10 protein-coding genes are annotated in these 13,678 nt (G+C 54.9%); 6 read left to right on the forward strand and 4 right to left on the reverse strand.

Annotated features, from left to right (window positions below):
• Positions 1 to 6: 6 nt before the first annotated feature.
• From BDD14_RS29245 to BDD14_RS29255, 3 genes are all read right to left on the reverse strand, one after another.
• Positions 7 to 1,041: a LacI family DNA-binding transcriptional regulator gene (locus BDD14_RS29245; protein ID WP_130424816.1), complete on the reverse strand. Its 1,035-nt coding sequence runs from the start codon at positions 1,039 to 1,041 to the stop codon at positions 7 to 9.
• A 194-nt stretch (positions 1,042 to 1,235) separates the two neighbouring features.
• Positions 1,236 to 1,451, reverse strand: a complete 216-nt coding sequence (locus BDD14_RS29250) for a VOC family protein (protein ID WP_130424818.1) — start codon at positions 1,449 to 1,451, stop codon at positions 1,236 to 1,238.
• Positions 1,452 to 1,674: 223 nt separating this feature from the next.
• Positions 1,675 to 2,895 (reverse strand): IS110 family RNA-guided transposase, encoded by a 1,221-nt coding sequence (locus BDD14_RS29255; RefSeq protein ID WP_130424820.1) that lies wholly within the window; start codon positions 2,893 to 2,895, stop codon positions 1,675 to 1,677.
• A gap of 544 nt (positions 2,896 to 3,439) precedes the next feature.
• Here BDD14_RS29255 and BDD14_RS29260 point away from each other — a divergent pair.
• The 6 genes from BDD14_RS29260 to BDD14_RS29285 all read left to right on the forward strand — a co-directional run bounded on the left by BDD14_RS29260 (position 3,440) and on the right by BDD14_RS29285 (position 13,070).
• On the forward strand, positions 3,440 to 4,120 hold the full coding sequence (locus BDD14_RS29260; RefSeq protein WP_130424822.1) for an RNA polymerase sigma factor: 681 nt from the start codon (positions 3,440 to 3,442) through the stop codon (positions 4,118 to 4,120).
• Positions 4,117 to 5,421 carry an anti-sigma factor gene (locus tag BDD14_RS29265; protein WP_130424824.1) on the forward strand — a complete coding sequence of 435 codons (1,305 nt, stop codon included), beginning with the start codon at positions 4,117 to 4,119 and terminating at the stop codon, positions 5,419 to 5,421. Before BDD14_RS29260 ends, BDD14_RS29265 begins: the two co-directional genes overlap by 4 nt.
• Before the next feature lie 143 nt (positions 5,422 to 5,564).
• A complete protein-coding gene (locus BDD14_RS29270) occupies positions 5,565 to 8,789 on the forward strand; it encodes a TonB-dependent receptor (RefSeq protein WP_130424826.1) in 3,225 nt (1,074 codons plus the stop codon).
• Between the two features lie 182 nt (positions 8,790 to 8,971).
• Complete coding sequence (locus BDD14_RS29275) at positions 8,972 to 10,063, forward strand: IS5 family transposase (protein WP_130417184.1); 1,092 nt, start codon at positions 8,972 to 8,974, stop codon at positions 10,061 to 10,063.
• A 243-nt stretch (positions 10,064 to 10,306) separates the two neighbouring features.
• Positions 10,307 to 11,686, forward strand: coding sequence for a metallophosphoesterase (locus tag BDD14_RS29280; RefSeq protein WP_130424828.1), 1,380 nt, complete (start codon positions 10,307 to 10,309; stop codon positions 11,684 to 11,686).
• A 34-nt stretch (positions 11,687 to 11,720) separates the two neighbouring features.
• Positions 11,721 to 13,070: a multicopper oxidase family protein gene (locus BDD14_RS29285; protein WP_130424830.1), complete on the forward strand. Its 1,350-nt coding sequence runs from the start codon at positions 11,721 to 11,723 to the stop codon at positions 13,068 to 13,070.
• Here BDD14_RS29285 and BDD14_RS29290 read toward each other — a convergent pair.
• Positions 13,053 to 13,472 carry an IS110 family transposase gene (locus BDD14_RS29290; RefSeq protein ID WP_130424832.1) on the reverse strand — a complete coding sequence of 140 codons (420 nt, stop codon included), beginning with the start codon at positions 13,470 to 13,472 and terminating at the stop codon, positions 13,053 to 13,055. The two genes, BDD14_RS29285 and BDD14_RS29290, sit on opposite strands and share 18 nt — an antisense overlap.
• Positions 13,473 to 13,678 lie beyond the last annotated feature (206 nt).

Raw genomic sequence — 13,678 nt, forward strand, 5'->3', positions numbered from 1 at the left:
TGGGAGCTATCGCCCGATCTTTGCGACCGAGGCGCGCTCCACCAGCTTCACGTCAACCACGCGATGCTGCGGCCTGTTGATGCCGGACTCCAGAAGCTCATTGACGATCTCGATCGCGGCACGGCCGACGTCGTACTTCGGCTGGTGGATCGTCGTCAGTGGGGGAAAGCTGATCGCCGCCAGCTCCACATCGTCAAAGCCAATGAGCGAGATATCCCGCGGAATCCTGATGCCGGCTTCGATGGCAGCGCGCATCACGCCGAAGGCCATGACGTCGTTGCCCGCAAAGATGGCCGTCGCGCCTCCCAGCTCTTTGAACATCTCCACCGACGCGTCATAGCCACCCTGCAGCGTGTTGATGGCATGAATAGTACGCACGCGGGTGCCACGCTGCACCGACATCGCCTTTAAAAATGAGCTGGACCGGCGCGCGAGGTTGGAGTGCCGCCGCGGCCCGGTGAGGTTGATGACGTTTCGATGACCGCTTCGCAGCAGGCATTCGGCAACTAGCCGGCCGCCTTTCTCATTATCGGCGCATACGGTGGAGAAGGGCGTTCCCCGTCCCGCGCCGTTGAGCAGAACGATGGGCACGCCTGCGGCCGCAATCTGCTGCTGATGCTCCTGTGACAAGCTCGCCACGGAGTTCATGATGATAGCCTCGGCTCGTTTGTCGAGCAGCGATATGAAAGACTTCATCTGCCGCTCGGCGTTTAGGTCGCTGTTGCACAACAGCACGTCGCGGCCTGACTCCAGCGCTGCATCTTCCACTCCGCGCGCCACTTCGGCGAAGTAGGAGTTGCGAACATCACTGACGATGAGCCCTATCATGTCGGACCGACCTGTGACCAGGCCGCGGGCGAAACGGTTCGGTGTATACCGCAGCTTTTGCGCAACCTCGAGCACTCGCGCCCGGGTTTCGGGATGCACACCGTATGCGTCGTTCAGAGAGCGCGACGCGGTGGCAATGGTAACTCCTGCCGCCTTCGCGACAGCCTGAAGCGTGATGCCGCTGGTTAGCGATTGTGACTTCTTCACCCTCATGACTATACCGTTTGCTCCCGTGATTCAAACTCACAGTTCTCCAGGCCGAGTGGTTCTATGCAGCACGCTACTCCACGCAGGATGGGAATGTAACGGAAACTTTCACTATTTCCGGAAACCTTTCCGAAAAAATCATATTTCGCCACCTACGCCACGCTCACACACCCCATCCAACCCGGCGATCGACTCGTTCTCTACACAGACAGGCTCAATCCTCTCTCCTTCAGATGTGTCCAGAACTCATCCACATCCGTGACGTGGATGATCAGCCGGCCCCACCGCGACACAGTATCACCTTGTTCGAGGTTTAGGATCGCAGATTCTGAATCGTTCGATCGCAGTGAAGAGAAACTTGCCTGTTCTCCGCCGTAAAGCAGCTCCATGCCGGGCAGATCTCGGTAAAACTGCACCGAAGCCTTCATGTTCAAAACGCGAAAAGTAGTCGCAGAAATCTTTTCAATTGTTGGCGCCATACGCCAGCAATGTACGTCGAATTTACTTTCGGTCGGCTTAGGGTGAAAGTTGAATCTGATCCAGCGACGGGTCTAGAATCCAGCCATAGCCATTCAGAGACTGGGGGTGGTCTGTATGCCCCACTATGAGTTCATCTGCAACGCCTGCAAGAAAACTGCATCAAGCAGCGATGGATGTGATCTGGACGGCGAATCCGGGGCTCTGGAGCCGGTTAACGAGTCGTAGCGCCTGCTTGCCTTTATCGCGGTTGTCGAAGTGGTTTGCGCCGAGGTCCTGGTAGAGGGTTCCGTCGTTGAGCATGTGGTAGGCGGCGGTGAGCATGGAGGCGGCGACGGCGCCGATGGCCTTCTTTGCGCCCCGCCTGGAGCGGATGCGCAGGTATTGGGCCTGGAGGTAGCTTCCTTTGGTGCGCGAGGCCGCCCAGGCGCATTGAATCAGCGTCGTCTTCAGCCAGGGGGCTCCCTTTTTCATCCGTGTGGATCGGCGCTTGCCGGCGCTTTCGTCGTTTTTGGGGCAGAGTCCCGCCCAGGAGATCAGATGGCCTTCGGTCTTGAAGCGGCTCATGTCGATGCCGATCTCCGAGACCATCACCTCGGCCGCAAGGCTGCTGACGCCGGGGATGGTGGTGAGCATTTCGATGGCTACGCGAAAGGGGTCGACGCTGGCGTCGACCTCCTTATCGATACGGGCAATGGCCGCATTGACAGCATCAAGATGGTCCAGATGCAGTTGCAGCATGAAGCGGTGATGGGGTGTTACCCGTCCGCGCAATGCCGCCTCCAGTTCGTCAGCGGAGGCGTGGATGCGCCGGTGAGCCAAGGCCGCCAGAGCTTCTGGATCGGTCTGTCCGGCGATCAAGGCCTCGATCATGCGGCGACCGGAGAGGCCAACGATGTCGGTGATGACCGAATCGAGCTTGATGTTGGCGTCCTCCAGCGTCTTCTGAATGTGCTGCGTATGGCTGCTGCGCTCGCGCACGAACTGCTTGCGGGTGCGCAGCAGATCGCGCATCTGCTGCGTCGACTCGTCGGGGACAAAGTTGGCCTTGATAAGCCCGTGCGCCATCAGATCTGCAAGCCAGGTGGCGTCGTTGACGTCGGTCTTGCGTCCCGGCACGTTCTTGACGTGGGCAGCGTTGGCCAACTCACCGTCCGACAGAATATGCCATACCGGCTTCCAGTAGACACCTGTGGCCTCCATGCCGATATGCGTTACCCCTTCGGACGAAAGCCAGTCGGACAGGCCCATCAGTTCCCGGGTTATCGTCTTGAAGGTCTGGACCGCGGTTGTCAACTTGCCGCCTTCCATGTGACGAACGCAGACCGCCACCGTCTCCTTGTGAACATCGAGACCGGCACAATGTGGATGCAAAAGTTCCATCGCTCCTCCTCTGCGCCGCTGGCGTGGAACCCCGATCGAACAAATCTAGAAAGCGTGCTCCGGGACGGTGAACCGCCTGTGGCTACAATTCGGGGTGCTCAAGGGTTCCGGGTCCGACTGTTACACGGGCTGACGCGCACCAATCTCATACCGACCTCAGTGCCCACGACGCAAAAACTCCGAAGCGCAAGAAATTACACCTTCGGTCCTGGTCAAAGGGGCGAGCATAAGCAGCCCGGGTCACGAACGCGGAAAACTTTTCACCCAACTTTAGTTAGCTCGCAAAGCTCCTCAAGGTCAGGCGACGGCCGCTTTATCGTTCCGGTACGCCGCGACCGTATTTTCGTATCCGCGTGAATGTAGCAATCTGTACCCGCTGAAGTGCGACAACAGCCATTACGCGAGACAATGCGGATTTGTACCGTGCGATTCCAAGATTATTTTTCGTTAAGTTTCGATTAGTGATGAGGCAAATGCCCTTTACTTCCCGTGCCCCTGTGAACCATTCTTTTAAATACCGGTATCACTCTAGTTTTGGCGGCTGATGAACCCCTTGCCAATGGATGGAACAGAACGGGCGCTCCCTCTGCCGCTCATGCGGGCGAGACGCGTTCTTGTATCCGAAAAACCAGAAAACTCACCCGCTTCCACGATTTCAACGGATGAAGAATTGCTTGAACGCATCCAAAAACGCGATGAAAGCTCCGCGCTGACCCTTTTTTATCGCTACAACAAGCTCGCCTTTTCTGTCGGAATAAAGATCCTCCAGGATGAAGGGGAGGCAGAGGACCTAGTTCAGGAGATATTCATACGCCTTTGTAACGAGGCAGGCTCGTTCGACAACGAGAAGGGCTCTGCAAGGACCTGGATCATCCAGATGATCTATCGGCGTGCATTCGACCGACGTAACTATCTGCACCGGCGGCAATTTTATTCTGGTACAGATGCTGCGGAGCGCACGAATACTCTTATTGAGAGGAAAAGCTTAGAGGAGGATATTATCGCCCGCTTGACCGTTCAGCAGCTAAAGGCGGCATTCGGTGACTTGAGCGACCGGCAGCGCAAGACATTGGAGATGTTCTTTTTTGAAGGGTTGACACTTGCCGAGATTGCCGAGCGAACCGGCGAAGATGTTAAAAATGTTCGTCATCACTACTATCGAGGGCTGGAGCGTCTACGACAGATTGCTCGCCAGATGTTGCGCTCCAGGAATTTTAACCTATGACGATTGAGGCGGGATACTCGAACGGCTGTAGTGAAGAATTCGCGGAACTCTGCGCTCTCTCGACAACCGGAGAACTGAGCGCAGAAGAATTGGCGACTCTGAATGAACACGTCGCCGGCTGCCATCGGTGCACAACGCTTATGCGTGAATATGCCGGTTTGATTCAGGGAGGCATTGCGAAGCTGGCTGCTGACCTCGCCCCGCATACTGAAGTCGAAATACCTGTCGGCTACGACGAAACGAAGGCAGCGACACAGTTAGTCGATGCCTTCCTTGCACAGAAAGGCACTTCGCGTTTACGACTGTATTCACGTGGAAATCAGGTACTGTCCCCTGACAAGTGGAAGACCATTAAGCGACCGGCTCTGATGGCCACAGCCGCCGCACTACTGCTGGTTGGCATTGAAGGAGCATTCGAGTTTGGACGCAGAATGGGGATTGCTCCGCCTCATTACGCATCGTTGGCGGCTGTTTATCCTTCGCCGGTCCCAGATGGGGAGAACGCACGATTGCGGACAGAGTTGGCAACGGCTCAACATGCATTGAAAGCGGCAGCAGGCAAGTCTGCCGATATCCAGAACCAACTGTCTGCCTTGTCAGATACGAAGGCTTCGCTTCTTACGCAGATCGCAGACCTTACAAAGAAAGACAACGCGGATTCTGGTTCACTGGCCACAATGGCACAGCAACGCGATGCTATTCAGCAGCAGTTGGATGATGCGTCAAACTCTCTGATGCGCACACGCGAGGAGTTGAATCGTGTGCAACAGGATCGTCAAGGGGCTCTTTACCAGGTTGCTACATTGGAGACCAGAGTCCAGGATTTGCATATGCAACTGACCTCCACAAATAACTCGTCGGAGAGTGCAGATAAGTTTCTGGCTGCGGACCGTGATATCCGTGAATTGATGGGCGCGCGGCAGCTTTATATTGCAGATGTCTTCGACGTGCAGAAGAATGGGGATCGCAGCAAACCCTTTGGCCGCGTCTTCTACACAAGAGGCAAATCATTGATCTTCTATGCCTTCGACCTAGAAAAGCAGCCGGGGTATAAAGAAGCCAAAACCTTCGAGGCATGGGGAAAGCCCGATAGTTCATCTGCCAAGCCCATCAGCCTTGGGATCTTCTACATGGACAACGAGCAGAACCGGCGATGGGTAGTTAAGTCGGACAATCCGGAGATACTCGCACAGATCAATTCTGTTTTTGTAACTGTGGAGCCTCATGGTGGCAGCCAGAGTCCTACGGGCAAACCATTTCTTGAAGCCTATCTGCATACCCTGCCACCGAACCATCCGTAAAGAACGGAAGGTAGATCCGCGTCTTCATTTGCTCGCATTCTGGACATGTGAACATACGGTCAATTCATCTCTCGAGCACGGTATAAAAAGCACTCCCGCCGCGAATACTCAACAGACTCGACTTACCGTTCCCAGGAGCATTCATGAAGTTCGCCCGGCTTGCAATGGTCTTTCTGTTGTTTTTATTACCCTATGCCGTTCCTGCTCAAACCACGAACGCCTCAATCACCGGTATCATTGAGGACTCTTCGAAGGCCGTCGTTCCCGATGTTTCCATTACAGCTATCAACACGAAGACAGGCGAGAGGAACACTACAAAGACAAACAAGAGTGGCCAATATACGATCGCAGCACTTACCCCAGGAACTTACCGGGTTGAAGTAGACAAGCTTGGGTTCCGGGGTGTGATCGAGGCGGGATTGACGTTGCACACACAGGACATTGTGCAACTCAACTTTAGTATGGCTGTCGGCTCTAACGCCGAAACCATCACTGTGAATGCGGACGAGAATAACATCAACACAACCGATGCAACGGTTGGCACGGTCATCGATCGGCAATTTGTTGAGAACATGCCGTTGAACGGAAGAAGCTTCCAATCACTTATCCTCCTGTCCCCCGGCGTGGTTACTGCGACCCCGCAACCCAACAATGCCCAGGGAGAATTCAGCGTCAATGGAATGCGCACAGATGCCAATAACTTCATGGTAGACGGAGTAAGTGCTAACAATTCCAATGGCGCAATTGATGGAGGCGCTGGCCCGGGTGGCATGACATCCAGCACGACAGCTCTTGGCACAACCCATGCGATTATTTCTGTCGATGCTCTTGAGGAATTTCGTATTGCGACATCCACCTATTCGGCTGAGTATGGCCGGCAACCAGGAGCGCAGATCAGCTTTCAGTCACGAGCTGGCACGAACGATTATCACGGAAGCGCTTTCGACTACATTCGAAATGCAGTGTTCGATGCGAATAACTGGTTTAACACATACAGCACGCCCGCTGTTCCCAGGCCGCAAGAGAAGCAAAATGACTTCGGTGGTGTATTTGGTGGCCCCCTGACCATTCCAGGGCTGTTCTCCGGCAAAGATCGCGCCTTCTTTTTTCTTTCGTATGAGGGACTTCGTCTCTCTCAACCGCAGTCTGCGCAGGTCATGTATGTTCCGTCCAACGGAACCTATAACACCGCAACAAACTATGCGAGTCCTCTTTATAAGAACTTGCGCGCCAATGCTCCGGCAGCAATCAAACCTATCTTGAATGCCTTTCCGCTGCCGAACTGTTCCATCGCGCAGGATCCTCAATGCGTCGATTACGGTGATGGGCTTTCGCCGTTCCTCTATAGTTCCACAACCCCCAGTTCGATCAATGCGCCAAGTGGGCGACTCGACTTTGCGGTTGCACCCTGGTTGCGCCTTTTCTTCCGTTATTCGGACACGGAAAGCAACACGGTACAGAACCCAGGTTCTTATTCTGGCAAGGTGACGACCAACTTTAGAACCAGAACATATCTCCTCGGAGCGAATAGCGCGTTTGGTCCGTCCGTCACCAATGCGTTCCGTCTGCAATACTCTCCCTCCTATTGGCAGACAGCAACTACTCCTTCTACCTTCGGCGGAGGCCAGCCGACAAGCCTTCAGGCGTTGCAGGGACTGCCTGAAAGCGGAGAGGAAGTTGTCTACTTTAGCTTTGCTGGAGGAGAGCAGGGCCGGCTGTACGATCAAAGCTATGGCACACGTCAGTTCCAGCCCAATGTCGTCGATACGGTGAGCTGGGCCAAGGGACGTCACCTTTTCAAAGCCGGCGTCGACTACCGGCAGACAACTACCTATATGGGCTTCGGATTTCTCTCTCGCGGACCCTATATCGTCTACACCTACAAATCTGCTGCATCCACTCTGGCAAATGCCATCGATACGGTCCAGGACAACACAACTGTGCGACAGGACCCCACTTTCAAAAACCTGGGACTTTATTTCCAGGATGAATGGCGTGTCCGGCCGCGCATGAGCCTGTCTTTAGGACTTCGCTGGGATCTCAATCCGCCTCCATCTGTCTCCGGAGCGCAGGACTACACCTATTCCGGAAATCTCGCCATCCCATCCACAGTTGGTCTGGCTCCGTTGGGCACGCCTCTGTACAAGACAACCTATACAAATTTCGCGCCTAGGGTTGGTGTTGCAATCACCCTTCGGAATGAGCCTGGTCATGAACTGGTGCTTCGTGGCGGCGGCGGGCTGTTTTACGATACTGGCCAATCACTGTCTCACCTATTCGGTGTCGGTTACGAAATGGGTGCTGGCTACAGTCAATCGCTTAAATCAACCGCAGGTAATCCGGTCAGTTTCCCATTGCCCCTCAGTGTCATCAATGCGCCGGCGCCGGCGCCCGCGCCTCCGTATTCGTTGAACTATACCGTAGACAGAAATTTTTTTCCTCCGTCCGCGATTCAGTGGAGTGCAAGCCTGGAACAGGCATTCGGAAATCTTCAGAGCGTAATTATTGGTTATGTGGGTTCCGAAGGTCGAAACCTGACACGGTGGACGAAGTATAACTATGGCGCATTGAACCCCTCTTTTGCATCGTTCAATGCACTCACCAACGGCCCCGGATCGGACTATAACTCTCTGCAGGTTCAATATAAGCGCCGGGCGTTACGTAACGTTCAGGTTCAGGCGGCCTATACCTGGTCACACGCTATTGACTGGGCCAGCACTGACTATTACGGTGGCCTTCCGTTACAGCGAGGCAATTCGGATCAAGACGTTCGAAACAACTTCTCCGCCGCGTTGGTCTACAACCTCCCAACGCAGTATGCAGAAAGATGGAAGAGATCAACGCTAGGCGGGTGGGCGGTTGATATGCGGTCATTTGCGCGTACTGGTTTCCCTGTGCAGGTACAGGGCGCCGCGTTGATTGACCCCATCTCGGGAGAATCGTATTCCGGCCGCCTGAACTATAGCGGTGGAAATCCATACGTCCAGAAAGCTGGAATCCCAGGCGGGCGGCAGTTCAATCCCTCGGTATTCAGCGTGCCAACCACTGTGGATGGTAATGGAAACTCGCCACGTAATTTCCTTCGTGGCTTCGGTGCGGCTTCGACGGATGTAGCTCTTGAACGCGTATTCCCTCTGTATGAGCGGCTAAACCTTCGTTTTCGTGCAGAGAGTTTCAACATTTTCAACCATCCCAATTTTGGGGCGCTGAATGTTACGTGCGGCACGAGCACTGCAGGAGCTCAATGTAACAACAGCATCATGGGGCAAGCAGCGAATACGCTTTCTGATGCGCTCGGAGGTCTAGCCTCAATCTATCAACAGGGCGGTCCGCGATCGCTGCAGTTCGCCTTGAAGCTGCAGTTTTAGGGGAAATATCCATAGGGAGTTGAGATTAGAAAAGGGTTCTCAACTCTCTAAACCCAATATCGACTCACTTCTCTATGCCAGCCTGCCGTGAAAAGCCGCTCTATTCCAGCAAAACTGCCCTAGGAGCTTGTTGAAATAGGTTCTGGCTTCGTCTGATCTGGGTGTTGGTCCGTCTCTGTTGTATGCGTGGCGACGAGCGGGTTCAGGGTGAGATGTTCAGTTGTGTGACGTTGGAGCAGCGGGTTCCACAGGATCATCCTTTGCGCGAGATTCGCAAGTTGACGGATGCAGTTCTGGTGTCGCTGAACGAGGATTTCGATGCGCTATATTCGGCATCAGGCCGTCCTTCGATTGCGCCCGAGTATGTGCTGCGGGCGCTGTTGTTGCAGGCGTTTTATTCGGTGCGTTCGGAGCGCCAGTTAGTCGAGCAGCTGAACTACAACCTGCTGTTCCGCTGGTTCGTCGGCCTGGGCATGGACGACGCGGTGTGGAACCATGCCGTGTTTTCCAAGAACCGCGACCGGCTGCTGACGTCGGACGTGGCGCAGCGGTTCTTCGCCGAGGTGAACGTGCTGGCGAAGCGCTTCATGAGTGACGAGCACTTCACCGTGGACGGCACGCTGATCCAGGCCTGGGCATCGCAGAAGAGCTTCCGGCCGAAGGATGGCTCCGATGATGGCGACGGCACTAACTTCCGTGGGCAGAAGAGGTCGAACGAGACCCATCAATCGACTACCGATCCGGAGGCGCGGCTCTACAAGAAGAGCTATGGCAAGGAGTCGAAGCTCGCGTACCTGGGCCATGCGCTGGTGGAGAACCGCAACGGCCTGATCGCCGCCGCGATGGCGACCCAGGCCGACGGCCATGCCGAGCGCGACGCCGCCCTGCTGATGCTCGACGAGCGGCAGAAGAACAGCTCGCGGCGCATCACGGTTGGTGCCGACAAGGCCTACGACGCGAAGGACTTCATCGCCGGAGCCCGCGCCCTCAACGTCACCGCACATGTGCAGAAGAACGACAAGGGACGCCGCTCGAACCTCGATGGCAGGACCACCCGGCACGCCGGCTATGCGCTCAGCCTCAGCCGCCGCTGGCTCGTGGAGAAGACATTTGGCTGGTTGAAGCAGACCGGTCCGCTCGACCAGCTGAAGGTGCGAGGACTCGCCAAGGTCGACTGGATCTTCGTCTTCAGCTGCGCCGCACATAACCTGCTGCGTCTGCCAAGGCTCATCCAAAGCCATACTCAGCAGGACCCACAGCAGCAGTGCGCCTGAAGGCCGGTTGAGTCTTCAACCCGGCAAGAAAACATGCCGCAGAATCCGCCAGCCAGCCGTCATAAACAACCCAACTCCCCTGCATCAACCCAAAACCTCATCAGTAAAGGAGTCAGCTCTAGCTATTTCAACAAGCTCCTAGAGAGATTACGGCATCTGTCTTGTCTTTATTGAAGCACGCAGGTGAGGACGTCTAGATATCTAAGCAACGAGTTTTAGGATGAACAAGGAGATCGAACTGTTATGAAGAAAGTTGTCTTTCTGTCATTGGCAATATCCTGTGCTGCTTTGGCGCAACAGGAACGTACTTCCAATGCAGGGACCGATAAGGCCATTGGCCGCTTGCCTGCGGCGTATCGGGAGGCGGCAGGCAAGTATCTGCATTTGACCGAGAAGAACCTGGCGCATATTGAAAAGGAGAGCGATCAGGATTGGGCCCACGAGGCCTTCGCTACGATGGTAAAGCAGCCAGAGGGAAGAGCGTTCTTGTTTGCCCAGCTTGAGAAAGAGACGGATGGACAGCTTCGGGTCAGTGTGCTCGAAGCGTTAGAGAACATAGTGAAAGTGGATGCGCAGACACTGAAGAACGGGTTTACACCGGACGAACTGAAGATCGTCAGAGAACATGCGACGAGCGATTCCGATTCTAAGGCTGCGGCCGTAGCGCTCAATATGGTGTATCTCGCAGACAGATACGAAGAGAACGAGTTGCTCGCTCAACGTAGAAAGCTCGGTGACTCCACAGAACTGCGTGAATATGAGATATCTCATTTCTCGCGGTACGGCGAAATTATCCGCATGCCAGCCTTCGCATACAAGGCTCCGCCTTTGTTTACTGTGGTTCCGAGTAATAAGTCTGTCCGGCTGCTTGCCTTCGGAGATTTTGGTACCGGCTCTGCGGGTCAGCTTCAGGATGCACAAGCGATGCTCGCTTACCATAAAGCGCATCCCTTCGATTTCGGCGTCACACTCGGCGATAACTTTTATTCCAGGGGTGTAAGCAGCCCGGACGAACCGCGGTGGCAGACGCAGTGGGAACAGCTGTATGGACCATTGGGGATCAAGTTCTACGCGGTGTATGGGAACCACGATTACAACAGTCCAGACAGTCCGGCCGCAGAACTTGCTTACGCGCGTCAGAGTTCCACGTGGGTGTTTCCCGCTCCGTACTATACGTATACCGCTGGAGCAGCACAGTTGTTTGCCATTGACACGATTCGGTTATCGGACGACGAACTGGCATGGTTGGACGATGCCTTGAGCAAGAGCACAGCCAAGTGGAAGATCGTTTATGGGCATTACCATATTTATTCCGCTACGCGTGGCGACAATCGTGAGTTGATTGCTCGCCTGCTTCCCATCCTTGAGAAAAATCATGTACAGATCTATCTCAATGGCCATGACCACAACATGCAGGAGGCTGGAACGGATTCTCCGGTGCATTTCTTTACCAGCGGCGCAGGTGGAGCAGGACTCTACGACATGAAGCCGACGTACAAGAACTCTATTTTCAAGGACAAGCAGTTCGGGTTCAGCGTGCTTGAGATCGATCAACAGCATGTGGACGTAATCTTTGTCGATATGGATGGTAAAGAAGTCTACCGCTCGCATATAACCAAATAACGTGCTGAATAGACGTGAATTTCTCTATGGGGCAATGGCGGTCTCTGCATCTGCTATGCAGCATGCGGGGCCGCCACAGCTTCGGCTGGAGATAGGCTCTCTTCGTCATGAAGTTGCACCTGGTTTTGTCTACGACACCACCTCATACAACGGACAGGTGCCTGCTCCCGTCTTGCGGCTACGCCAGGGCGTGCCAGTGACGATGGAGATTGTGAACAACACGGCCTTCGAAGAGTATGTTCATTGGCATGGACTCGAAGTCCCTGCACTTTTGGATGGAACGATGGAAGAGGGCAGCCTTGCGGTTCCCGCCCACGGACGAATCCAATACGCACTGACGCCACATCAAGAGGGTGTTCGCTGGATTCATAGTCATGCGATGTCGCATCCGCGACTCGACCGGGGCGTCTACAGCGGACAGTACGGCATTGTTTATGTAGAGCCAAAGAATAACCTCGGAGCGTATGACCGTGAGTTTTTTCTAGCGACTCATGAGTGGGGGGCCGAGATGCAGCAGATACCCGATTCGGAAGAAGACACAGAGGAGGCTGAGGATTTCGGGCCTGTGGGACTGCCCTCCGGCGGAAGCTGGGAGGTACAGTATGACATTGGCTCCATCAACGGCAAGGCTCTGGGGGCGGCCGAGCCCCTTCGCGTGCGTGAATGGGAGCGCGTGCTCTTCCATATTCTCAACGCCAGCGCTACTGTAACGCAGAGTTTTGCTTTGCCCGGGCATCGGTTTGAGGTCATTGCACTAGATGGAAATACGGTCTCCTCTCCTCGTGAAGTGGAAGTCCTGCAATTGGGTCCAGGAGAGCGCATCAGCGCGCTTGTTCGAATGACGAATCCCGGAGTCTGGATCTTCGGAGCTACGCGTGGAAGTGATCGCGTAGATGGACGAATGGGAATCGTCGTGGAGTATTCGGGGCGTTCAGGAACTCCGCAGTGGAAAGACCCTGTCTTACAGCCGTGGGATTACGCCATCTTTTCCGATGCACGCCCGCAGCCTAAGCTCGCACCGGAACAGCTTATTCCGATGGTGATTGATCGCGAAGAAGCAGCGGACGGGATGGAAATGTGGACGATTAACGGGAAGAACTACGATGGCGTTCCCATGAAGCTCCATGCGGGGCTTCGGTATCGTCTTCTTTTTGAGAACAGGTCGGATGAGGACCACCCGGTGCATCTCCACCGGCATTCGTTTGAGCTGACGCGGCTGCATGGCAGGGCTATGGGCGGCCTTTGGAAGGACGTAGTCTTGCTGAAGAGGTATGCGAGCCTGGAAGTGGATTTCACAGCTATCTACAAGGGGTTGTCTTTATTTCATTGCCATCAGCAAATGCACATGGACAGGGGCTTCAAGAAGCTATTTGAAGTCATATAGGGCACAGGCTGTATCCTCCACGAACGGCAAATGTGTTGTGTTGGTCGTTGCGATCTTCTCGGCGTCCACCTTGTCGCTTTTCCGATCACTGTGCGAGATGGCCCGCAGCTCGCGCACGTTCGCCACGATTACTTCGTGGCCCAGCTCCCGGAGCCGTTCGCTGATCCATATCGAGTGCGTTCCCGTCTCCATCGCGACTCGCGCCATGGGTAGATCGGTAAACCACTTCTCGACTCCCGAGGGTGTCGTTCGAAACCGCCCCCGGTCAACTACTTCTCCATCCTCGTTGAGCGTGCAGTAATGGCTCCAGACATCCCCAAGATCGATCCCGATCGTCGTTCCAACCTTGGTGATGCTGCGTGGAACTTCCGCGATGATGAGGTGTTGCGATGGCTTTTTCATGGCAATAGTCTCTCCGATCTAAGAGACCTGCTCATCCCATTTTTCGGCAACTTCAATTGAAGTTGCCCGATGTTTTACTCAAAGTTCTCAATTGACTCGATAGTCGGATATCAATATGGTCGGTTTCCGGCAATGAAACTGACTATGGAACCACGGCTGGGGTGAGGACGGTATGAGATTCGTTGGGGGATGAAGCTGGCCAATAT

Source organism: Edaphobacter modestus, assembly GCF_004217555.1.
Classification (GTDB): domain Bacteria; phylum Acidobacteriota; class Terriglobia; order Terriglobales; family Acidobacteriaceae; genus Edaphobacter; species Edaphobacter modestus.